Raw genomic sequence first — 22,896 nt, forward strand, 5'->3', positions numbered from 1 at the left:
GAAGTGATTGATACACTATGAAGCCTAATGATGTTGTCTCGAACCTGCCAAACAACCCGACACCGAATACTCATGCCTCTGTCGATTCTGCGCAGCAAGAACAACAGGCTGGATTAGATTTTGTTCGCCAAGTCATTACTGATGATTTAGCTGCCGGACGTACCAAACAAATCGTAACTCGTTTTCCGCCAGAACCAAATGGTTATTTACATATTGGTCACGTAAAAGCAATCTGTCTAAACTTTGGTGTTGCAGAAGAGTTTGATGGACTCTGTAATTTACGTTTTGACGATACGAATCCAGATGCAGAAGAACAAGAATACGTTGATGGTATCGCCAATGATGTGAAATGGCTTGGTTTTAACTGGAATGGTGAACCTCGCTATGCTTCTGGTTATTTTGATCAGCTTTATGCATGGGCAATTCAATTGATTGAGCAAGGTGATGCATATGTTGATTTGCAATCTCCAGAAGAAATTAAATTAAACCGTGGTAGTTTTGTTGAACCAGGGAAAAACTCGCCATATCGTGATGCATCTGTTGAAGAGAACCTTGCTCGCTTTGAACAAATGCGTAGTGGTGAACTAAAAGAAGGTGAAGCTGTTTTACGCGCTAAAATTGATATGGCAAGCCCGAACGTGCATATGCGTGATCCAATTTTGTATCGTGTCTTGCATTCAGAGCATCATCAAACTGGCGACAAATGGAAAATCTACCCAATGTATGATTATGCTCATCCATTGTCTGATGCAATTGAAGGAATCACGCATTCACTTTGTACATTGGAGTTCCAAGATCACCGTCCATTCTATGACTGGATTGTTGAAAAAGTTAAGTCTAAAGCTGTTCCGCACCAATACGAATCATCTCGTTTGAACGTAGATTACACCATTACTTCTAAACGTAAATTACGTAAGTTGGTTGAAGGTGGTTATGTAAATGGTTGGGATGACCCTCGTATGCCAACAGTTGTTGGTATGCGCCGTCGTGGTTTTACACCAGAAGGCTTACGTGATTTCTGTAAACGTGTAGGTGTGTCTAAAACTGACGGTATTGTTGATGTTGCAATGCTTGAGTTCTGTATTCGTCAATCTTTGGAGAATACAGCAGCGCGTGGTATGGCTGTGTTAGATCCTTTAAAAGTGACACTTACAAACTTACCAGAAGATTTAGACCTTACACATGCGCGTCATCCAAATGTCGATATGGGTGAGCGTGTCATTCCATTAACTAAAGAAATCTATATTGACCGTAAAGATTTTGAAGAAGTACCGCCAAAAGGCTTTAAGCGTTTAATTCCGGATGGTGAAGTTCGTTTACGCCATGCATATGTAATTAAGTGTGATGAAGTCATCAAAGATGCAAATGGTGAAGTTGTTGAGCTGAAATGTTCAATCGATCCAGACACTTTAGGCAAGAATCCTGAAGGGCGTAAAGTAAAAGGCGTGATTCACTGGGTATCTGCAAGCAAGGGTATTCCTGCTGAAGTACGTATTTATGATCGTTTATTTACAGAGGCTGACCCTGAAACTGGTGATGATTTCTTAGCGAATTTAAATCCAGATTCTTTGAAAGTCGTTCAGGCTGTGATTGAACCTGCTTTAGCTCAAGCGAAACCAGAAGACCGTTTCCAATTTGAACGTGAAGGTTATTTCGTTGCGGACCAACATGATCATACTCCTGAAAAACCTGTCTTCAACCGCGTTCTTGATTTGAAAGACAGCTTCAAACCTGAGAAAAAATAAGAGATTGCTTATCTCTTATTTTTTCGCAAGACGAGCAACATGTTGTGATAGATAGTCGAGATTGCTTATCTCTTACTTTTTCGCAAGACGAGCAACATATTGTGAGTAGATAGTTGAGATTGCTTATCTCTTACTTTTTCGGAAGACGAGCAACATGTTGTGAGTAGATGGTCGAGATTGCTTATCTCTTACTTTTTCGCAAGACGAACAACATGTTGTGAGTAGATAGTTGAGATTGCTTATCTCTTACTTTTTCGCAAGACGAACAACATATTGTGAGTCAACAACAGATATTAAAAAAGCCCAACTGTAAGGTTGGGCTTTTTTCGGAGGTCTTCTCATCATAATATTCTTTTTCTTTATGATTTCGCTTCCTTGGCAAAAGAGCTTAGGTAGGATTAATCACATAAAAGTAAAGAACTAATAGTATGAGAAGCATTGTTGAAAGCATTAAGTAAGTATTGACCGTATTAAAGCTTTTAAGAAACTTCCAGATATCCATAGTAAATCAGCGTATATTTTATGTTACAAATTAATAATACACTGAAACTTTTCTGAAATGTTTCTAAAAATAAAATATAAAGTTTCTTTGTTTAAAAAATAGTCATAAAATACCAAGTGGTAAAAAATAATATTCATTAAACATTAGAAATTACTTCACTTATGCACTATAACCAATTCTTTTCAAGAATTTTTGAATTAATTCAAATGCAGCGTGTTCAAGTGCAGGGGCATATTCGATATTTTGCTCACGCAATTTAGGAATGGAAATTCCAGCATTACGAAGTTCACATGTGTGACCAATAAGCCATTTTTCAAAGTTTTCTTGAGTCGTCTCAATGTGGAACTGTAAAGCAAGAATATTATTACCCACTTCAAAGGCTTGGTTAGTATAAATATCTGAACTCGCCAAAAGGGCTGCATTTTCAGGAAGGTCGAAAGTATCACCATGCCAATGTAAAACATGGATATTATTAAGCAAAGGCGATAATACCTGATTAGGGCGTAAACTTAAGCTTAAAGCTCCCCAGCCAATTTCTTTTTGATGGCCTGCATATACTTTGGCACCAAGTGCATGAGCTATAAGTTGTGCACCTAAGCAAATGCCAAGTGTTGGTTTATCTGCTGCCAAACGTTGTTTGAGTAAAGCGATTTCATCTTTTAAAAATGGATAATCTTCAGTTTCATAAACTCCGATCGGACCACCTAAAATAATAGTTAAACCGTCATGGGCGAAAGCAGGAGTTAAATCATCTACACCAGCTTCAAAATAACGGACGCGAAAACCAAGTTGATAAAAGACATCTTCTAATGAACCTAAGTCTTCGAAAGCAAGATGCTGAATGGCATAAATAGTTTTAGGAAAGGCGTTTGTAGTACTCATACAAATGATTCATAGAAGATCAATAGGTGGAGTATAGCGATAAATATAAAGAAGAAAATATCCATATAAATCGTCAATACCTGAAAATTGCTATTTTTCGTTAAGATAATCTTGTTACGCAGAAATATTTTGTAGGTAAGAAATATCTATGCGTAACCTACTATTTAAAATAAAAGCTTTGAGTTTTCATTATGGTCGATATTTGAAAGTTGATGTTCATCTTTTAAATTTACTCCTGAAAAGCCAAGCTGCTTCGATTTTTTCATGAGTGCCATTAAACGTTGTACCGCAACTGGAATACTTAAGCCTGCTGAACGGACGTTGGAAATACAGTTGCGTTTGGAGTCAAGGCAACCTGAATATGCATTCCATGTGTAGTAAACTCCCATACTGTCAGGAGAACTTAAACCTGGGCGCTCTCCAATAAGCATAACCAGCATGGAGGCTTTAAAAATTTCTGCAACTTCATCGCCTAAAGCAACTCGGCTTCCTGTTGCAAATATAATTGGCGCAAGGCTCCAGTTTTCTTGTTGAATATGTTCGCTTAGCACTGCAATAAATGCGATAGCATTTGCTTCAATCGCTCTTGCAGAGAGGCCGTCACCTACCACAATACAAACATCATACTGCTGTGGTTTTTTTGCATACTCTTTAATTAAGGCTTCTTTTGATAGATTTGAAAGTTGGCGTCCCAAATCTGGGCGTTTGAGATAAATTTCTTTATTAGCGGCATTACTTTGAACATGAAGAGTTTGAAGTTGCTTTTGCTGTAACTGTTCAGACAAGTAGGGAACATCCATATGTTGATAAACAGCATCTTTTGCTTGCGCATGAGACAACTGGAACTCAAGTAAGGCCCGTGTTGGGATACTGCAACCAGCACGACCTAAAGCAATACGGGCATCAGTAAACTCTTTAAGTTTTTCCCACTGATCCTGATGGGTAGAGGACGGATATTGAATATCACGGTTCAGTTTCATGGTGTTCCCCCTAGTTCATGAGCAGACGAGAGAATTGGTCAGGCATATGGTCTGCCCAACATATTTGAGAGTTTTGCTGTTTAAAAATACCTTGCTGTTCAAGCCAAGCGGAGAACTCAGGAGCGGGTTTTAAACCGAGGAGTTGTCTCAAATAAAGAGCATCATGGAATGAAGTGGTTTGATAGTTGAGCATGACATCGTCCGAACCTGGAATTCCCATAATGAAGTTAATGCCTGCAGCGCCAAATAGAGTAAGAAGCACATCCATATCGTTTTGGTCTGCATCGGCATGGTTGGTGTAACAAATGTCGCAGCCCATTGGTACGCCAAGCAACTTACCGCAGAAGTGATCTTCTAAACCTGCACGTATAATTTGTTTACCGTTAAATAGGTACTCGGGGCCAATAAAGCCGACGACTGTATTTACCAAAAGTGGGTTATATTTACGAGCCACTGCGTAGGCCCGAGTTTCTAAGGTTTGCTGGTCAACGCCGTGATGTGCATTGCTTGATAGGGCACTCCCTTGACCCGTTTCAAAGTACATAACGTTGTGTCCAATGGTTCCGCGCTTGAGTGCGAGGGTGGCTTCATATCCTTCTTGTAATAAATCGAGCGAGATACCAAAACCTTCGTTAGCCAGTTGAGTGCCGGCAATGGATTGGAACATTAAATCAATCGGTACATTTTTTTCAGCAAGTTGAATGCCTGAGCTGATATGCGTAAGTACACAAGATTGCGTTGGAATTTGATATTCCTGAATGACATGATCAAGCAATTTCAGTAGCTCTGACAAATTATGCAGGTTATCCGTGGCAGGGTTAATGCCAATTACGGCATCACCATTGCCATACATCAAACCATCTAAAATACTGGCTGAAATACCGAGCACATCATCGGTAGGGTGATTAGGTTGTAAACGGGTAGAAAGATGACCTTTTAAACCAATGGTGTTACGAAACTGGGTAATGACTTCACATTTGCTGGCGACATAAATCAAATCTTGATTGCGCATAATTTTGCTGACAGCAGCCACCATTTCTGGAGTTAAACCTGATGCTAAAGCTTTTAAGCTTTGGGCAGTTGCATCTTCTCCAAGTAACCAATTTCGAAAATCACCTACTGTAAAGTGTGAAATAGGGGCAAAGGCTGTTAAGTCATGTTCATCAATAATCAGACGCGTAATTTCATCAGATTCATAATCGACTACAACTTCATTTAAAAAGTTTTTCAGTGGCACATCGGCCAAAGTCATTTGTGCCGCAACATGTTCGGTTGCATCTCTGGCAGCTATACCTGCTAGCTCATCGCCTGAACGTAACGGTGTAGCTTTTGCCATCAAAGTTTTTAGGTCAGCAAAATGATACTGTTGATTGGCGACAATATTGCGATAACTCATAGTTGCATCCCTTTTTATAGTTCTTGTTCGGCAGCTTTAATATTTGCAAACTCTTCTTCTGGTGTACCTTTCACTAAATGATAGCGGCTGTAGAATAAGAAGTAAGCAATAAATACGACATAGATGCCGGCAGCAATAAACCAAACTTTCGGATTAACAACAAAACCTGCGACCACAGCTGCGACTGCTAAAATGAGTGCAATACTTGAGGTTACAATGCCACCCGGAGTTTTATAAGGACGAGGCATGTCGGGTTTAGATAAGCGCAGTTTGATGTGGGATAAAAGAATCAACACATACGAAATGGTTGCACCAAAAACCGCGATTAAAATCAATGAATCACCTTCTTTGGTAAGTGAAAGCAGGAACCCGATAATGCCCGGAATAATAATTGCCAGATAAGGGGCTTTGTTTTTATTAGTTAATGAGAGTGAAGTTGGTAAGTAACCAGCACGTGACAGTGCAAAGATTTGACGCGAATAGGCATAGATAATTGAGAAGAAACTTGCGATTAAACCAGCTAAACCCACAAAGTTTACGAATGTCGCAAGCCAAGTGTTGGTGCCATAAACTTTCACTAATGCATCTACCAGAGGGGCACCTGAGTTTTGTAAAGTACTTGCACCTGCTGCGCCTGCACCCAAGAACAAAATGAGCATAGCAAACGCGGTTAAGATGAGCATTGCACCGATTAAACCGCGTGGCAGAGATTTGGCTGGATCTTTTGCTTCTTCTGCTGCTAACGGCACACCTTCTACTGCAAGAAAAAACCAGATTGCAAAGGGAACCGCGGCCCAGATGCCCAAATAGCCATGAGGTAGAAAACGGCTTGCACCAGTTGCTGTGCTAACGGGAATATCTAAAAGGTTTTGTGCATTAAAATGTGGGATCATTGCTGTAATAAAAACAACAAGAGCAACAGCAGCGACTAGCGTAATGGCAAACATGATTTTCAAGGCTTCGCCGGCACCTTTGAGATGTATACCCATAAAAATGGCATAACAGGCGAGGTAAATCATCCAGCCATTAATACCAAATAGAGATTCGCAATAACCACCAATAAATACGGCAATAGCAGCAGGCGCAATTGCGTATTCAATTAAAATCGCCGTACCTGTTAAGTAGCCTCCGAAAGGACCAAAGGCAGCACGTGCAAAACTATAACCGCCACCTGCTGTCGGCATCATGGTGGACATTTCTGACATAGAAAGACATAGACATAAGTACATAAGCGCAGCAAGAGCAGTGGCAATAAACATACCACCCCAACCACCTTGGGCAATACCAAAGTTCCAGCCGGCAAAATCACCTGATATCACATACGCTACGCCTAAACCAATCAGGAGTAACCAACCCACGGTACCTTGTTTAAGTTGACGCTGAGCAAAATATTCTGCTGATGAGACTTCTGCACATGAAGAAATAACGGAAGCTGTTTCTGGTTGATTCATACAATACTCCTGCGAGTTGGTTTGTATGAATGAATGCAAAAGCAATGCCTAAATGATGTGCTTTAAATATTAGATGACGCTTTTTTATTCCGGATAGTAAAAATTTGAGAGCTGGCTGTACTAAATAAAAAAGCCAGCAATCTAAATTACTGGCTTTTTATACAATTACTGAGCTTGCTTCCTTCTAGCGTTGATAGTTTGGTATCAACTTGGTGCGAAACTTAGAAGAAGCCCATTGGTTTAGTTGAATAACTTACTAACAAGTTTTTAGTTTGTTGATAGTGATCTAGCATCATCTTATGGTTTTCACGGCCAATACCAGACTTTTTGTAACCACCAAATGCAGCATGCGCAGGGTAGATGTTATAGCAGTTTGTCCAGACACGACCCGCCTCAATAGCGCGACCAGCACGGTAAGAAATATGGGCTGAACGTGACCAAACGCCAGCACCTAGACCATACATGGTGTCATTGGCAATTTTGATTGCATCGTCAAAGTCTTTAAATGTTGTCACAGCAAGTACAGGTCCAAAAATTTCTTCTTGGAAGACTTGCATGCTATTGTGGCCTTTAAAGATAGTCGGATCAACATAGAAACCGTCACCTACCTCTTTACGGCCACTACCACCTAGTAAGAGTTCTGCACCTTCTTCGCGGCCTGTATTAATACAACGTAAGATTTTCTCTTGTTGTTGTAACGATGCTTGAGCACCAATCATGGTTTCAGTATCGAGAGGATGACCAGTTTTAATGCGTTTTACACGTTCGACGGCCAACTCTAAGAATTGATCAGCAATACTTTCTTGTACTAAAGCACGAGAAGGACAAGTACATACTTCACCTTGGTTTAAGGCGAACATGGCAAAACCTTCAAGTGTTTTTTCTAAGAAGTCATCCTGTTTATCCATGATGTCTTCAAAGAAAAGGTTCGGTGACTTACCACCAAGCTCTAACGTAACTGGAATAATATTTTCGGTCGCATATTGCATCACCATTTGGCCAGTTTGTGTTGACCCTGTGAAAGCAATTTTGGCAATACGTGGATTGGTTGCTAACGGACGACCAACTTCTGCACCGAAACCATTCACAATATTGAGTACGCCCGGCGGTAAGATATCTTGGATGAGTTCGGCAACCAGTAAAATACCCACTGGCGTTTGCTCAGCTGGCTTAATTACTACACAGTTACCAGCCGCTAAAGCAGGAGCGAGCTTCCATGCAGCCATTAAAATCGGGAAGTTCCATGGAATGATTTGTCCGACCACACCTAGCGGTTCATGGAAATGATAAGCGATAGTATCTTCATCGATTTCAGAGATGCCGCCTTCTTGAGCACGAATACATCCAGCGAAATAACGGAAATGGTCGATTGCAAGTGGAAGGTCAGCGGCTAAAGTTTCACGGACTGCTTTACCGTTATCCCAAGTTTCTGCAACCGCAAGCATTTCAAGATTTGCTTCTAAACGATCGGCAATTTTTAAAAGTATATTTGAGCGTACCGTTGGAGATGCTTTATTCCATGTTGCTTTAGCTTTGTGCGCTGCATCTAACGCGAGTTCAATGTCTTCGGCACTAGAGCGTGGAATACGTGTAAAGGCTTTTCCGTCAACGGGAGATACATTGTCAAAATACGCACCCTTTACAGGTGCGACCCATTCACCGCCAATAAAATTTTCATATTGTGATTTGAATTGAACTTTTGAGCCTGGTTGATTTGGATCGATATAGCGCATATAAATATTCCTTTGCTTTTTAGGACTAAAGACTAACAAGAACCCTGTCAGTAGGTACTTTCGTACTTTGTATAATTAGGATATAAAGAAGAAGGTTGGAGAAAGGTTGGAATAGAAATGTGGATATATAAGGAATTTACAAATGTTCACAAAAAAGGATTTATTGCAGCAACGGACGTTGATTGATCAACTGCGCACGCAAAATAGTCTCTCTCCTCATAACGCTGCCAAACTCGGCCAAAGTATTGCAAGCTCATGGGAGCGATCAGCTTCTGCTGCGATTCCTAAAGAACGCTTTGCGGCTCCATTAGTCGAAAAAAAATCTGCTTCACAAAATGCTTTAGATATGGCTTTAAGTCAGTGTGGTGACGACTTACGTCATATTGCAGAACAATCTTCAATGGTGATTGCTGTCGGTGATATAGGCAGTACCATTATTTGGACTGCACCCAGTGCCCAAATGCAAAGTGCTGCTGAACGCGTGCATTTTGTAAAAGGCGGACAGTGGCGTGAAGAATTTGTCGGTACAAATGCCTTAGCTTTATCTTTAAAAACTCAACAATCAAGCTGTGTTTTTTCAAATGAACATTACATGGAGTCGATTCATGATTGGGTATGTTATGCCGCACCAATTATTGATCCATATTCAAAACAAACACTAGGGGTGGTTGATTTATCAACTACATGGAAGAATCATAATAGTTTAGGAATATTGGCTGCCGAACGTTGTGCATCCATTATTCAATCTGCTTTGCTAGAGCAGCAACGCCAACAATTACATATTCGGGCATTTTCGACGCCACAAGTTAAATTTAATGGTAAAAGTTTATTATTAACACCACGGCAAATTGAAATTTTAACCATATTGGCACTATGTCCACACGGCTTAACTTTAGAACATCTTTATCAGGCACTCTATGGTGAGCGCAAAGTCAGCATGGGTACGCTTAAGGCTGAAATGTCTCAACTACGAGATATTTTAGGCGGTTTGCTTGGTTCACGCCCATATCGGCTACTTGTGCATGTTGAAGCCGATTTCTTACAAGCTGAACAAGCACTCGATGCAGGATATGCGGCTTCTGCTTTACAGCTTTATACCGGTGTTTTTCTGGCAAAAACCGAAAGTCCGTTTCTGTGTGCATGGCGCGACTGCCTTGAGTCACGCTTGAGCGATGCAATTTTTAAAACCCAAGAAACGGATTTATTACTTAAGCATTTAGCTCATTTTCCCGAAGCAATCGATGCGGTAGAACGTCTTATGGAATTATTACCGAGTGAACATCCTGCGCATCAACTGCTGGTGAAATATATTGACTCGCCTAAGCTAAGTTAGGTGATTTTTTGATCCAGCCACTGGAATAGTTGTTGATAGACTTGATTCCGCACTGGCTGGGCCGAAAGGACTAAATCGTGTAAGCCATTGTGAATAGAGACAACCGAAACATCACCCTTTATTTTTTTACCGAATTTCGCAATGTCTTTAACATCTAAAATAACATCACTTTGGGTTGCATCTGGTCCCCATTTACGAGGATTTTTAGTTTGGTGCGAATGCATAATCAGTGCGGGGACGTTTAGCTTAACGCCGTGGTGAATTTCTTTTTGTGCTGTATGAATCGCATGTAGAAAGCTAAGTTGAACTGTAGGGGCAGAGGTCGGTTTCCAATCCAGGTTGAAGTCCCATTCACCCTTAAGTTGTTTGTGAAGACTGGTGGTGTACCATTTGTTAAGTTTGCTTGGAAATTTAACTTTAGGCAGATATTTTCCTACTCGACTGAGCATTGGAATACCAAATTTCTTTTCAACTAAACTTAAATTGAAGTCGTAAAACGGACTATTCGCCCATAGTGCTTTAATAAGTGGATGATCTGGATGATGAGTAGCATAAAGCGTTGCTGTCAAACCGCCAGTCGAATGACCTGCAAGTAATACTTGTGTATGTTTTTCTTGGCCAATGATCTCTAATGCTTGAGTAATTTCGGCATCATATTCATTTAAATCAAGCACATTATAGAAAATTTGATGAGGCAACTTTGAGCGGCCATATTTTCTTAAATCGAGTGCATAGAAGTCATAGCCATGCGCATTGAATTGCTCGGCCATTTCAGTTTGAAAGAAATAATCTAAAAAACCATGAATATAAAGTACGGCTTTTTGAGTTGGCTGAGTGGCCTTTTTACGAACTAAGGTGGCTATAACTTTACCTTCATAATCATCTGGAAAGTTGAGTGTTAGCTGTTCGTAGCCGGCACCTAAAATATCTGGGGCATAATTGTGTTTAGCTGTAGATGTATTCATTTTTATCGAGCTATTGTCATTAAGTCATGTTGAGTATCCTTCAATGAAATGGGCAAATTGTCAATCAGGTTTAGAGAAGGTTGGAGTATAGGTTTTAAAAAAAGGGAATACCGCTGGAGCTAAGTATTCCCAAAAAGTAAGTCAACGGTCGGAGGGATTTGACTTACTACAGGAACATACCGTTACATCAGTATTAAAGAGCGGCTTTAAAAATCTCCACAACTTGTGCATGGTTTGCTTTACGAGGGTTGGTCAGCATACATGCATCTTTTTGAGCGTTATCGGCCATCACCGCGAGGTCTTCGGTTTTTACGCCCAACTCTGTTAAGCCAGATGGGATACCAATTGAAGAAGACAGTTTACGGATGGCATCAATTGCAGCATACGCAGCTTCTGTTACGGTGAGACCTTGCGTATTTACACCCATTAACTCTGCGATTTTTGCATAACGATCTGGACAAGCAATTAAGTTAAATTCACAAACATGTGGTAGCAAGATTGCGTTACATACACCGTGAGGTAGGTTATAGAACCCGCCTAACTGGTGAGCCATTGCATGGACATAACCTAAAGATGCATTGTTAAATGCCATACCAGCCAAGTACTGCGCATAACTCATTGCATCACGTGCTTCGATGTTTTCACCATTTGCGACAGCGGGTTGTAACCATTGACTAATCATGGTGATTGCTTTTTCAGCACACGCATCGGTAATTGGGTTTGCCGCCGTAGACACATATGCTTCAACCGCATGGGTTAACGCATCCATACCAGTTGCTGCTGTTAAACCTGCTGGTTTTGCAATCATGAGTTTCGGGTCATCGATAGCAATAAGTGGGGTACAACGCCAGTCAACAATTGCCATTTTTACGTGAGTGTCTGTATTGGTAATAATACAAAAGCGAGTCATTTCAGATGCAGTACCTGCCGTTGTATTCACTGCAATCAGTGGTGTCATTGGTACTTTACTTTTATCGATGCCTTCGTAGTCACGAATATGACCACCACCTGCAGTGACCAAACCAATTCCTTTCGCACAGTCATGAGATGAACCACCGCCTAGCGAAACAATAAAGTCACACCCATTGTCGTTATAGGCTTTCACGCCATTGTGAACATTAATATCGGTTGGGTTAGGTTCCGCGCCCGGGAAAATATGGCTCGCTACGCCTGCTTCGGTTAAATAGCTTGCAATAAGATCTGCAACGCCAAATTTAAATAGCCCTTCATCGGTCACAATTAATGCTTTTTTTGCGCCGAGATTTTGTGCTTTTGTACCAATTTCTTTGGCACATCCTGGACCAAAGAGTGATACGCAAGGAATATAAAAACCGTTTGTTTGATCTGCAATATTTTTAAAAGCCATGGAGTGATTCCTTTTTCCATAAATCCATTGTTTGTTATTACAGGTGAGCCTCACCATGGGCTTAGTATTGTGATGTATAGATTATTTTCCTACCTACCAAAAACCTACCAAATATTACTTAAGTTTTAATTGTTGATTTTTAATGACTTTATATAAAATTTGGCGCATTCATTTAATTTTTTCGGGAAAATCGTTAAGCTATGGGCTGTTGAAGATGTACATATGAGATTATGAAACAGGAAACTGCACTTAAACTGCTCAAAGCAGGTGAAAATGTTTTTTTAACCGGTTCGGCTGGTGCAGGGAAAACCTATACACTCAATCAGTACATTCAATATCTAAAAGCACGTAAAGTGCCTGTAGCGATTACAGCATCGACAGGTATTGCTGCAACGCATATGAACGGTATGACCATTCATACGTGGGCGGGCATCGGCATTAAAGATCAGTTAACTGACGACGATCTAAAACGTATGAAAGAGCGTAAATATCTCAAGGAACACCTTGAAAATGCGCAAGTTCTCGTCATTGATGAAATCTCGATGTTACATGCAAAGCAGCTCAATCTGGTCAATCAGGTTTTAAAATATTTTAAAGAAAGTGATGAAGCTTTTGGTGGCATTCAAGTGATTGTGGCTGGAGACTTTTTCCAGTTGCCACCTGTAGGCCGTAATGGTGAAGCTAATCGCGATAAGTTCTGTTTTATGTCAGATGCATGGGTCGAAGCCAAATTCCGCGTATGCTATTTAACAGAACAGCACCGCCAAGACGATGAAATTTTAAATCAGATTTTAAATGCCATCCGTGCGCAAAGTATTCAAGTTGAACATTTGCAAGCTTTACATCAATCACGTGCACATGACATTGGTGAGACATTTACTCGCCTTTATACACACAATATGGATGTCGACAATATCAATTATCAGCACTTAAATGAAATTGATAATGAAGGGCATCAATTCAACGCTGTTTTAGATGGTAATGAAAAACTATTAGAAACTTTAAAATCCTCAGTTCGTGCACCAGAAGAACTAACTTTGAAAAAGCATGCCAAAGTCATGTTTGTAAAAAACAACTTTGATATGGGTTATATCAACGGAAGTTTAGGTGAGGTGATCGGCTTTGAGGAAGATGATGAAAACGGGTTACTGCCAAAAGTAAAATTAACTGACGGTACAACTTTGCTGGTCGCACCTGAAACATGGTCAATTGAAAATGAAGCCGGAAAAGTCATTGCAAGTTTCCAGCAAATTCCACTTCGTTTAGCTTGGGCGATTACCATTCATAAAAGCCAAGGTATGACTTTGGAGGCTGCTGAAATTAACCTGATGCATACCTTTGAAAAAGGGCAAGGTTATGTTGCGCTCTCACGTTTGAAATCTTTAACAGGATTAAAATTATTAGGATTTAATGAGCAGGCCTTAGAGCTAGATAGTCTTGCTGTAAAAGCTGATCGCCGTTTTCAGGAATTATCGGCTGAAGCCGAAGATAATTTTGCTGATGTCGATTTAACCGTCCAGCACAAAGCCTTTATCCGTCACTGTGGCGGCACCTTAAATGAAACCGAGATTTCTCGTAATGAGAAGAAACTCGCAAAAGGTGGTAAGCAAAATTATGCTACGGCAACGCTAGACGAGACACGTGTCTTGTTTGAAGAAGGTTACGAAATTGAAGATATCGCGCATGAACGTGGTCTAACACCAGCAACTATTATTAATCACTTGGCTCGACTTCATAAAGAGCAAAAACTAGATATTTCGGTTGCTCACCCAGGTGAAGAAGTGGTCGAAGAAGTGCGTAAAATTTATAAGAAGTTGAAAAAGCGTCAAAATCCAGATCATTTTTCTGATGATGGTTCGATCAAACTAAGACCAATTGTTGAAGCAACTAGCCCTCGAATGGGATATGATCAAGTTCGATTAGCTTTATTATTTATTGAATAAAGTTCAATGGGCTTAATGACTTATTATATAAATTGAGGTGGCTATGCCGCACGTTGTAGTTGATTATTCAGATAACTTAACTGGACTAAATGCAAAACAATTACTTGAAGAAATTAATACCACGCTGATTGAAACAGAGTTGTTTAGTCCAGAAGACATCAAAAGCCGTGCACGTAAAGATGAAGTTTTTCTGATTGGCTTAGGGGTTGATCAAGCTTATATTCATGTAAAGGCGTATATTTTGTCTGGAAGAACTGCCGAACAAAAACAGCTTATGGGGGAGCAGTTATTAGCGGCGCTCAGCAATAAAAAATATCTACCACAAGAGTTTACTAAAGAAATTCAATTGTGTATTGAGCTTATCGACATGCCAAGAGACGATTATTTTAAGCAAGTTGTATAATTCTAAAAAACGCAATTTCGATCAAGAATAGCGATGAGCACTATGTAAAAGTAGTGCTATCGAATGAACAGACATGAATGTATGGCTGTATATACACAAAAGCTGCAACTGGTTTGCGATTATATTCAAAGACATCTAGATGAAGACCTAGATGTTGATCGATTGAGCCAGATCGCTGCTTTATCTAAGTTCCATTTTCATCGCATTTTTGCCATTCATATTGGTTTAAATGTGATGAAGTTTATTCAACTTTCTCGTTTAAAGCGGGCCTCATTTCAATTGGCTTTTGAACCTGATCTCAAGATTATTGAGATTGCATTACAAGCAGGGTTTGATAGTCCAGAGGCATTTACTCGTGCATTTAAGCGTTCATTTGATCAAACTCCTCGAGCTTTTAGAGATAAACCGGACTGGGAATCTTGGCATCAGAAGTTTGTTTTTACGATTCCGAAAAGTGAGTTAAAAATGAATGTAAATATTGTTGAGCGACCTGCTGAAAAGATTGCGTATTTATCGCATTTAGGAAGCCCTGATAAATTCTTTGAAACGGCTGCACGTTTTATTGCTTGGCGCAAAGAAACAGGTTTGTCACCAGTGACCAAGTCTAGAACTTATGGTATTCCTTTTGCTGACCCTGAACAGACTCCATCTGATGAGTTTCGATTTGATATTGCCGGTTCAATTGAAAAGGCTGTACCTGAAAATACTTACGGTGTACAGACAGGTGAAATTCCTGCGGGGCGTTATGCAACCGTAAGACATTTGGGTAGCCATGACCAGATTAAAGATAGCGTCTATTACATCTTTAGAAACTGGTTACCTGAGCAACCAGAAGAGGCAGGGGATTATCCGATTTTCTTTCACTATCATAACTTTGTGCATGATGTGAATGAATGTGACCTTGTGACAGATATCTACTTACTTTTAAAGTGAGTCTAGTGTCATTCAGGCATAACTTAGGTTATGCCTGTTTATTTAAAAGTTTGATATCTGCATATTGCTCAATCAGATTGTCATCTAGCATATGGATATAATCCATAAATATGCTACTAAAACTACCCATCGTTTGTGCTTGATTTGCAGCAAGTTTACCTGCAATTGCAAAATGAATATGAGCTGAAAGAGCTGCAATAGTGGGTGTCGTCACAGCGCTATAGGCTGCAATTAATGCACCCAAAGCGCAGCCAGTTGCGGTAATTTTGGGTTGTAAGGGGCTTCCACCATTTACTTGAATCACAGCATCTATTTCTTTAGACAAAATGTAATCTGATTCACCTGAAATAGCGATACAGCTTGTATGCGTTAACAGTGAAAAAGCTTGTTGATAAGCTTGGTCACTGCTTAAAGTGCTGTCTACACCTTTTGATTGAACCTGATTGCCTGCAAGCGTGCTAATTTCTGAGGCATTACCACGTATAACGTTTGGCTTGAACTGCAAAAGCTCGTCTGTCATTTGACTGCGCCAAGTTAAAATTGGTCCGTAGCCCACCGGATCGAGTACCCACGGTACTTCATTAAGCTGTGCGGTCTTGGCAGAGATTTGCATGGCTTGCATTTGCTCTGAAGTCGGTGTACCCAAATTAATGCTTAAAGCCGATGAAATTCTGGTAAAGCTTTCTGCTTCATAAGGATTATCAATCATGGCAGGTGAAGCACCGGAAGCGAGTAATACATTGGCTGTATAGTTGGCAGCAACGCTGTTGGTAATACATTGCACAAGAGGCGTTTTTGCCTGCATGTTTTGCCAAGCTTCAATCACCTGTTCAATGAGGTTGGATGTCGAAGTCATCTGATAATCCTTATTAAGCCAGAGATAAGAAATTTAACGGGTAAAATAGTGATCTTGATGTTTACAGTTTTGGCAAATCAACGACACATAATCTGCTGCATCATAATCAACACTTAGATCATTTGAACCACAGTACATACAGCGTTTAACCGAATAAAAGTTTAACCGAGGTTCAATTTTTCGCCATGCTTTCCATACAGGTTGTACAAAAATCTGTTCGTCATAACCTAAAAAGCGGTTAAACAATATGTGGCTCATTTTACTGTAAGGAATATTGTACGGGCGTGGCAACATCGAAGTTTCCCACTTTTCTGCCAAGGCTCTTTCCCGATATTGCTCTAAAGTTTTCTTTAATAAATTAGTATTAATAAACTTTTCATTACGTGGCTGTAGCGCCTTTTGTTTATAAAGGTATTCAAGTGCAGTCTGAATAAGATAATAAATTTGCCCAATGGCCAGTGAGTCCATTAAACGATAGCAAAAAGTTTGAAAGTTAGAGCTACCTGCAATTTGAATACCCCATGTTCGGCAGTAGAACTGCATAAACTGGATAATTTCTTGATAGAGCACCTGAAACAGGACGTCTTTCACTTCATCGGCACTACGAAATGGAATACCAAGACTTAAGTTTTCATAAAACCAGTGACGTAGCTGCTGGGCTACACTAAATAAGCTTGGGTCACTATAACCATCTAAACGAATGTTTAAATAAAAGCATTGTGGTTCGTCAGATTGATCCTGTGCATTTAAAATCCCATCTTTATGAAGCTGTTTAATCAGATGGCTTTGGAACATCCAGTTGGGGGTAATCGGCTGATATTTTATCTGGTCCCAGTGAATGTATTCGTCATGTGCAACGTCATCACGAGCATAGTCATCAAGTAGGCTCAATAAAAAAAGTTTATGTAAAAAACTCAGTTGTTCCAAACTGCGTTGTGGCTGATCTTTTGACTTAAACTGGCGTTGTTCTTGTAGGCGGGGTTGCTGTAAAAGTTTCTTTCTTTGTTTTGTGCATTGGTCACAGTGGCACGTCATTTTTGTGTCTTTAAATACACGATGTTGGCAATGGCTACATTCATGAAATTGAACGTCTTGCTCAAATTGTTCGGCATCTACCCAATACATCGACGCTTGGCAGAGAGGGCAATGGCTACTTTCATCTAGCTGTTTTTGTAGAATTTGTAAGGCCATTTTGCTCCGAGCGTTTAAATCAATCACGACTGACCTATTATACACAGCCGCATTGCCGATAGCTGTGATTGTCTTTTTGTTTGGTGCAAAAATAGAAAACCTAAAGTCTTTGTTTTGACTTTAGGTTTTCATAAGCGGTTAAAAGTTAAGATTAAACAGGGCACGGTAAGGTCTCATCATTTTGTCCAAGTTTTTTGGCATTGATAAGTGCCTGCACTTTTTTACTTGGTAATTTCACTTTACCTAAGGCGTCATAAGTATTAACGATAGTAGTTACCTCCTGAGCAGTCATTGAAATACCTTCAGCAGACAAGAACACAGCAATCACATGATGGTCGAGTCCTGCTGCATCTAGATCATGAATCGCTTTAATGTTTTCTAAACGATGTAAATAAGTTTTTAATTCCATAGTGAGTTCCTCTTGTTCTGATTGAAATACTTATACTGGTATATTGGATAAGGCAAGAACCATGCCCAAAATGTAAGCAGCTCCTAAAAAATGTTAAAAGCGAAAGGAGTTTTATTTTTATTGTATAGATTGATTATATAAGCAGCGATTATCGTAATTTTGGTCTAATCTGTGCTAATAAAAGACGATTCTAATTTGAAATGTATAAATGAAGTCCCATTAATTTTATAAAGGTAAACAAACATAGTATGTATGAATGTGTATGATCAAATTCATAAAATTCGTACTACGGTTTCCGAAAAGTATATAAGGAATAAAGATGAATATTGCGGCGCAGCCTCCAGTTCAGGCAGATCAAACAGTTTATTTAAAAGATTATCAAAAACCTGCGTTCTTGGTTGAATCAATTAATCTTGATATTCAAGTCTATGACGATAAAACAATTGTTGATTCAACATTGGTCATGAAGCGTCAAACTGCTGGAGACTTGGTGCTATTGGGCCGTGATCTTGAGTTGCAATCTATTCAGCTCAATGGCCAAGATCTTACTCCTGCACAATATTCACTCGATAGTGAACAACTGGTGATCACTGATGCACCAGATGAAGTCATTTTACAAACTCAAGTTATTATTCACCCTGAAACCAATACTCAGCTTGAAGGTTTATATAAAGCTGGTGACTTATTTGTAACGCAAAATGAGCCTGAAGGTTTCCGTAAAATTACCTTCTATCCAGACCGTCCAGACGTACTTTCAGTTTTTACGACACGTGTAGAAGCAGACAAAAAATATCCGGTATTACTTGCTAACGGTAACTTGCTTGAAACAGGTGAAGTTGGTGAAAACCGCCACTTTGCGATCTGGCAAGACCCGACTAAAAAGCCAAGCTATTTGTTTGCTTGTGTGATTGGTGATTTAGCTGTTCTTAAAGATCGTTATACCACTTCAGAAGGGCGTGATGTCGCTTTAGAAATCTATGCGATTGAGAAAGATATTCCAAAATGCCATATCGCGATGGAAGCATTAAAGCATTCTATGCGTTGGGATGAAGAACACTACGGCCGTGCTTATGATCTCGACAACTATATGATTGTGGCGGTGAGCCAGTTCAACATGGGTGCAATGGAAAATAAAGGTTTAAATATCTTTAATACCTCATGTGTACTTGCCGATGAAGAATATACAACTGACGCAGCCATTATGCGTGTACAGTCTGTGATTGCCCATGAATATTTCCATAACTGGACAGGTAACCGTATTACTTGCCGTGACTGGTTCCAGTTGTGCTTAAAAGAGGGGCTAACTGTATTCCGTGATCAGTCTTTCTCGGAAGATTTACAATCTGCTGCGGTTCAACGTATTGACGATGTCGCTGTTCTTAAATCGCATCAATTCCCAGAAGATGCAGGTCCATTGTCGCACCCACCACGCCCAGATCACTTTGTAGAAATTAATAACTTCTATACAGCGACTGTTTATGAAAAAGGTGCGGAAATTAACCGCATGATGTCGACATTACTGGGTAAAGAAAAATTCCGTCAGGGAACGGATGAATATTTCCGCCGTCATGATGGACAAGCCGTAACTGTTGAAGACTGGGTTGCTGCACTCTCTGCGGGTTCAGGTGTTGATTTATCTGCATTCTTAACTTGGTATAACCAACCAGGTACACCAAAGCTTGAAGCGAAAGGTGAGTACGATGCAGCAGCACAAACTTACCGTTTAAGTTTTAAACAAAGCCTAAAAGCACATCCTAAATATCCAAACTTAAAAGCTGTTCCAATTCCTGTGGCTTTAGCGCTATTTAATGCTAAAACAGGTGAACAATATACATTGCACAGTGACAGCCTATTTGTAAACGATGTTAAAGATGGGGTGTACTTGTTTGATCAAGACGAGGCAACCATTGAGTTTACAGGTGTGACTGAACAGCCAGTTGTTTCGTTACTCCGTAATTTCTCTGCGCCTGTAAATCTTGTATTTGACTATACCGATGCAGAATTAGCTTTCTTAATTCAACACGAAACGAATGGTTTTAACCAGTGGCAAGCAACTCAAACCTTGCTTGAGCGTATTTTGTTAGAAGACCATTCTGCCGATGCGTACATTCAAGCAATTCAGAGCACTTTGCCTGAGTTGGTTGGCCGCGACCCACTTTTAGCATCACGTTTGTTTGATGTACCAAGTGAAGGTTATTTGGGTAGTCGCATCGATCAGAACTATGCACCAGCCGATGTTCATGTAAAACGTGAAGCCTTGTTGAATCGTTTAGCACAAGAGTTAGGTTCATTCTGGAAAGATACTTACCTTACCCTTGACCCAGACCAGCAAAAAGAATTTTCTTTAGCGATGGGTGTACGTGCATTAAAAAATATCATGCTCATGATGATGGCTCGTCAGGGCGACCAAACTGCATTTGAATTAGCACATGTGCAATACCAAAACACAGGCAATATGTCTGAACGTTTAGGTGCGTTACGTGTATTGGTTTGGCAAAATGCACCTCAAGCTCAAGATGCCCTAACTGATTTCTATGACCGCTTTAAAGATGAAGCATTGTCTTTAGACCAATGGTTTATGATTCAGGCAGCAAATCCAAATGCCACTGTTGAGACGATTGAATATCTCACTCAACATCCTGATTATGACCTCACGACGCCAAACCGTATTCGCGCCGTAAGTGGGGGCTTGTCAAATAACCCTGAAAATACTTGGGGCTTTGGTGTAGCGCACTTTATTAATCTTGCACAATATCTTGATGAGAAGAACCCGATTTTAGGGTCACGCCTATTACAGGTATTGTCACGTTGGTACACACTTGCAGAGCCTCAGCGTACCCAAGTACAGCAAGCTTTACAGGCATTGCAGCCTAAAGTGAAATCTAAAAACGTTTCTGAAACTTTAAATAGTATGCTAAGCGTTTAATTATTTAAATATGCTTAATAAAGGTCTCTTTAGAGGCCTTTGTTTTTATATAAATTTAATAATATCGATTAGTTAAAATTGATTATTATAAAAATTGAAATTTTATATTTTCATAATTAATTAATAAGCTAAAGCAGTTAATGATTTATTTTAAATATATCTTTTGATGAGTTGAAAATAAAATAGCTAAAATTTTTAGCCTAAAAATGAAATAAGGTAGTGTGTTTCTCACAAATTATTATCTAAAATAAATAAATTTCTGAAATATTTATTTAAAATTTAACGTATAAATTTTTTATGTATTTTTTAAATAGTATTTAAACCAATCAGTTAAAATTTAAATTGTTAATTATTGTGTTCACAATGTTTCTTTATGTAACTTTATTTTATTGAATAGAAATAAAAGTTAAATCAAGCTCATGCATTTTAATTATTTTTATGTATGATGTTTAAAATAGGATAAAAAATAAGCTTTAAAAGAGCAGTCAAATAAAAAATGATTGTAAGGATAAGAGTTAATTTTTTTATATCTATTAATTAGACAATTTAGTTTAAAAGGTTTTGGCCATGAAAAAGACTTTTTTTTATTTATCGGTAATAGCTGTAGGATTATTTTCTTTTAATGCAGCAAACGCCGCTACAGCAACGGGGACATTAACTGTTAAGGCGACAGTAACAAATAGTTGTGTCCTGAATACCTCTGCAACAGGTACCACAACAAATGCGGTTTTGGACTTTGGTACTTTAAGTTCACTTGCTAGCAACGTAGATGCTGATACCACAACAACTGGAGGTACCTCAATCAAAGTTCTTTGTAACAATACTGTACCTTGGACCTTGTCTTTTGATGGCGGTAAAAATGCTCAAACAACCCAACGACGTATGATTGGTGGGGCAACAAGTAACGAATATATTCCTTATAACCTTTTCTCTGACACAGGCCATGCTACCGCAATTGGTATAGCAACAACAGCTTATAGTGGTACAGGGAGTGGTGCGGTACAAACAGTAAACGTATATGGCCGTATTCCTGCTGGCTCAGCGTTGCCAAGTGCGGGTAGCTATGTTGATACGGTGACAATAACGGTAACTTATTAATTCGTATAAATTAGAAAAACTGTTAGCCCTTTTGAAAGGGCTAATATATTAAAAGATATATATTTGAGTAAAACATGAAAAAAAATATTTTTATTATTACGGGATTATTCTTATCTTTATCTACCATTATTAACGCAGCTACAATCCGTCTTTCACCAGTAACAGTGGAAATTTTAAGCCATCAGAAAGCATCTTCAATTAGTTTATATAATCAGTCAAATGAAAGTGCTGATTTACAGGTACGTATATTTGAATGGACTCAAAATAATGGGCAAGATCAATTAACGCCTACAGATGAAATCAACATTAGCCCACCTTTTTTAAAGCTAAAGCCTAATGAGTCTTATAATTTACGGGTAGTTAGAATTAATCCAGAGCCGATTTCTGGTGAAAAAACTTACCGTATTATTATTGATGAATTACCCAAACCTGTTGATAGCCGAAAAGCTTCTCAAGGTGTAAATGTATTGCTTCGTTCGTCATTACCTGTATTTGTTGTCAATAAAGATGCGATTACTCAACTAAATTGGAAAATTGATACTCATCAAAAAGAACCTTCCCTAAATATTAATAATGTTGGGAATCGACATGCACTGTTAAATGATTTAACGCTTGTAGATAACACAGAGAATAAGAGTTATCCGATTAAGGTAAATACAGTGAATGGCTATATTCTTGCAAAGCAAGCAAAAAGTTATTCAATTAATAATTTTACATATCAGCCAAATCATAAATATAGTATTTCTCTGACAGTAAATGGTAAGAAAACCACACTTTAAGAGGC

General features: G+C 39.3%; 18 protein-coding genes. 8 read left to right on the forward strand and 10 right to left on the reverse strand.

Going from position 1 to position 22,896, the window contains the following annotated elements; all coding sequences use genetic code 11:
• Nucleotides 1-17 precede the first annotated feature (17 nt).
• On the forward strand, nt 18-1,745 hold the full coding sequence (locus tag J576_RS17185) for a glutamine--tRNA ligase/YqeY domain fusion protein (protein ID WP_002049025.1): 1,728 nt from the start codon (nt 18-20) through the stop codon (nt 1,743-1,745).
• A 661-nt stretch (nt 1,746-2,406) separates the two neighbouring features.
• Here J576_RS17185 and J576_RS17190 read toward each other — a convergent pair.
• The 5 genes from J576_RS17190 to exaC form a co-directional block, all read right to left on the reverse strand.
• On the reverse strand, nt 2,407-3,129 hold the full coding sequence (locus J576_RS17190; RefSeq protein ID WP_002048996.1) for a glutamine amidotransferase: 723 nt from the start codon (nt 3,127-3,129) through the stop codon (nt 2,407-2,409).
• Between the two features lie 164 nt (nt 3,130-3,293).
• Nucleotides 3,294-4,109 carry an ethanolamine ammonia-lyase subunit EutC gene (gene eutC / locus J576_RS17195; protein ID WP_002049027.1) on the reverse strand — a complete coding sequence of 272 codons (816 nt, stop codon included), beginning with the start codon at nt 4,107-4,109 and terminating at the stop codon, nt 3,294-3,296.
• Between the two features lie 10 nt (nt 4,110-4,119).
• Nucleotides 4,120-5,505 (reverse strand): ethanolamine ammonia-lyase subunit EutB, encoded by a 1,386-nt coding sequence (locus J576_RS17200; RefSeq protein ID WP_002049003.1) that lies wholly within the window; start codon nt 5,503-5,505, stop codon nt 4,120-4,122.
• A 14-nt stretch (nt 5,506-5,519) separates the two neighbouring features.
• On the reverse strand, nt 5,520-6,956 hold the full coding sequence (gene eat, locus J576_RS17205) for an ethanolamine permease (RefSeq protein ID WP_002049020.1): 1,437 nt from the start codon (nt 6,954-6,956) through the stop codon (nt 5,520-5,522).
• Between the two features lie 221 nt (nt 6,957-7,177).
• The gene (gene exaC, locus J576_RS17210; protein ID WP_002049023.1) at nt 7,178-8,689 is read right to left on the reverse strand and encodes an acetaldehyde dehydrogenase ExaC; all 1,512 of its coding nucleotides are present in this window, start codon (nt 8,687-8,689) and stop codon (nt 7,178-7,180) included.
• A gap of 142 nt (nt 8,690-8,831) precedes the next feature.
• On the opposite strand from exaC, the gene J576_RS17215 reads away from it, so the two are divergent.
• On the forward strand, nt 8,832-10,022 hold the full coding sequence (locus tag J576_RS17215) for a helix-turn-helix domain-containing protein (protein WP_002049036.1): 1,191 nt from the start codon (nt 8,832-8,834) through the stop codon (nt 10,020-10,022).
• Here J576_RS17215 and J576_RS17220 read toward each other — a convergent pair.
• Both J576_RS17220 and mdh read right to left on the reverse strand, forming a co-directional pair.
• Nucleotides 10,019-10,987 (reverse strand): alpha/beta hydrolase, encoded by a 969-nt coding sequence (locus J576_RS17220; RefSeq protein ID WP_002049001.1) that lies wholly within the window; start codon nt 10,985-10,987, stop codon nt 10,019-10,021. The two genes, J576_RS17215 and J576_RS17220, sit on opposite strands and share 4 nt — an antisense overlap.
• A 193-nt stretch (nt 10,988-11,180) precedes the next feature.
• Nucleotides 11,181-12,353: an iron-dependent methanol dehydrogenase gene (mdh, locus tag J576_RS17225; protein ID WP_002049024.1), complete on the reverse strand. Its 1,173-nt coding sequence runs from the start codon at nt 12,351-12,353 to the stop codon at nt 11,181-11,183.
• 230 nt (nt 12,354-12,583) lie between these two features.
• Between mdh and J576_RS17230 the strand changes: the two genes are divergently transcribed.
• The 3 genes from J576_RS17230 (at nt 12,584) to J576_RS17240 (ending at nt 15,632) form a co-directional block, all read left to right on the forward strand.
• Nucleotides 12,584-14,296, forward strand: coding sequence for a DEAD/DEAH box helicase (locus J576_RS17230; protein ID WP_002049014.1), 1,713 nt, complete (start codon nt 12,584-12,586; stop codon nt 14,294-14,296).
• Nucleotides 14,297-14,339: 43 nt separating this feature from the next.
• Nucleotides 14,340-14,699: a 5-carboxymethyl-2-hydroxymuconate Delta-isomerase gene (locus tag J576_RS17235; protein WP_002048994.1), complete on the forward strand. Its 360-nt coding sequence runs from the start codon at nt 14,340-14,342 to the stop codon at nt 14,697-14,699.
• Between the two features lie 81 nt (nt 14,700-14,780).
• The gene (locus tag J576_RS17240; RefSeq protein ID WP_002049007.1) at nt 14,781-15,632 is read left to right on the forward strand and encodes an AraC family transcriptional regulator; all 852 of its coding nucleotides are present in this window, start codon (nt 14,781-14,783) and stop codon (nt 15,630-15,632) included.
• A 28-nt stretch (nt 15,633-15,660) separates the two neighbouring features.
• On the opposite strand, the gene thiM is transcribed toward J576_RS17240, so the two are convergent.
• The 3 genes from thiM to J576_RS17255 all read right to left on the reverse strand — a co-directional run bounded on the left by thiM (nt 15,661) and on the right by J576_RS17255 (nt 18,088).
• Nucleotides 15,661-16,488, reverse strand: coding sequence for a hydroxyethylthiazole kinase (thiM, locus tag J576_RS17245; RefSeq protein ID WP_002049010.1), 828 nt, complete (start codon nt 16,486-16,488; stop codon nt 15,661-15,663).
• A gap of 33 nt (nt 16,489-16,521) precedes the next feature.
• Nucleotides 16,522-17,679, reverse strand: coding sequence for a hypothetical protein (locus J576_RS17250; RefSeq protein ID WP_033855702.1), 1,158 nt, complete (start codon nt 17,677-17,679; stop codon nt 16,522-16,524).
• A gap of 151 nt (nt 17,680-17,830) precedes the next feature.
• Nucleotides 17,831-18,088 carry a hypothetical protein gene (locus J576_RS17255; protein ID WP_002049016.1) on the reverse strand — a complete coding sequence of 86 codons (258 nt, stop codon included), beginning with the start codon at nt 18,086-18,088 and terminating at the stop codon, nt 17,831-17,833.
• Nucleotides 18,089-18,407: 319 nt separating this feature from the next.
• On the opposite strand from J576_RS17255, the gene pepN reads away from it, so the two are divergent.
• From pepN to J576_RS17270, 3 genes are all read left to right on the forward strand, one after another.
• A complete protein-coding gene (gene pepN, locus J576_RS17260) occupies nt 18,408-21,014 on the forward strand; it encodes an aminopeptidase N (protein ID WP_002049005.1) in 2,607 nt (868 codons plus the stop codon).
• Between the two features lie 567 nt (nt 21,015-21,581).
• On the forward strand, nt 21,582-22,112 hold the full coding sequence (locus J576_RS17265) for a Csu type fimbrial protein (protein WP_002049041.1): 531 nt from the start codon (nt 21,582-21,584) through the stop codon (nt 22,110-22,112).
• Nucleotides 22,113-22,186: 74 nt separating this feature from the next.
• Nucleotides 22,187-22,891 carry a fimbrial biogenesis chaperone gene (locus J576_RS17270; RefSeq protein WP_002048998.1) on the forward strand — a complete coding sequence of 235 codons (705 nt, stop codon included), beginning with the start codon at nt 22,187-22,189 and terminating at the stop codon, nt 22,889-22,891.
• The last annotated feature ends 5 nt before the right edge of the window (nt 22,892-22,896 follow it).

The organism is Acinetobacter sp. 766875, from assembly GCF_000582055.1.
In the GTDB taxonomy this organism is placed as follows: domain Bacteria; phylum Pseudomonadota; class Gammaproteobacteria; order Pseudomonadales; family Moraxellaceae; genus Acinetobacter; species Acinetobacter nosocomialis.

Bases quoted from the DNA above. Each gene is read 5' to 3' on its own strand.
- J576_RS17185 (WP_002049025.1), top strand. From the start codon at position 18: ATGAAGCCTAATGATGTTGTCTCGAACCTGCCAAACAACCCGACACCG.
- J576_RS17190 (WP_002048996.1), bottom strand. From the start codon at position 3,129: ATGAGTACTACAAACGCCTTTCCTAAAACTATTTATGCCATTCAGCAT.
- eutC (WP_002049027.1), bottom strand. From the start codon at position 4,109: ATGAAACTGAACCGTGATATTCAATATCCGTCCTCTACCCATCAGGAT.
- J576_RS17200 (WP_002049003.1), bottom strand. From the start codon at position 5,505: ATGAGTTATCGCAATATTGTCGCCAATCAACAGTATCATTTTGCTGAC.
- eat (WP_002049020.1), bottom strand. From the start codon at position 6,956: ATGAATCAACCAGAAACAGCTTCCGTTATTTCTTCATGTGCAGAAGTC.
- exaC (WP_002049023.1), bottom strand. From the start codon at position 8,689: ATGCGCTATATCGATCCAAATCAACCAGGCTCAAAAGTTCAATTCAAA.
- J576_RS17215 (WP_002049036.1), top strand. From the start codon at position 8,832: ATGTTCACAAAAAAGGATTTATTGCAGCAACGGACGTTGATTGATCAA.
- J576_RS17220 (WP_002049001.1), bottom strand. From the start codon at position 10,987: ATGAATACATCTACAGCTAAACACAATTATGCCCCAGATATTTTAGGT.
- mdh (WP_002049024.1), bottom strand. From the start codon at position 12,353: ATGGCTTTTAAAAATATTGCAGATCAAACAAACGGTTTTTATATTCCT.
- J576_RS17230 (WP_002049014.1), top strand. From the start codon at position 12,584: ATGAAACAGGAAACTGCACTTAAACTGCTCAAAGCAGGTGAAAATGTT.
- J576_RS17235 (WP_002048994.1), top strand. From the start codon at position 14,340: ATGCCGCACGTTGTAGTTGATTATTCAGATAACTTAACTGGACTAAAT.
- J576_RS17240 (WP_002049007.1), top strand. From the start codon at position 14,781: ATGGCTGTATATACACAAAAGCTGCAACTGGTTTGCGATTATATTCAA.
- thiM (WP_002049010.1), bottom strand. From the start codon at position 16,488: ATGACTTCGACATCCAACCTCATTGAACAGGTGATTGAAGCTTGGCAA.
- J576_RS17250 (WP_033855702.1), bottom strand. From the start codon at position 17,679: ATGGCCTTACAAATTCTACAAAAACAGCTAGATGAAAGTAGCCATTGC.
- J576_RS17255 (WP_002049016.1), bottom strand. From the start codon at position 18,088: ATGGAATTAAAAACTTATTTACATCGTTTAGAAAACATTAAAGCGATT.
- pepN (WP_002049005.1), top strand. From the start codon at position 18,408: ATGAATATTGCGGCGCAGCCTCCAGTTCAGGCAGATCAAACAGTTTAT.
- J576_RS17265 (WP_002049041.1), top strand. From the start codon at position 21,582: ATGAAAAAGACTTTTTTTTATTTATCGGTAATAGCTGTAGGATTATTT.
- J576_RS17270 (WP_002048998.1), top strand. From the start codon at position 22,187: ATGAAAAAAAATATTTTTATTATTACGGGATTATTCTTATCTTTATCT.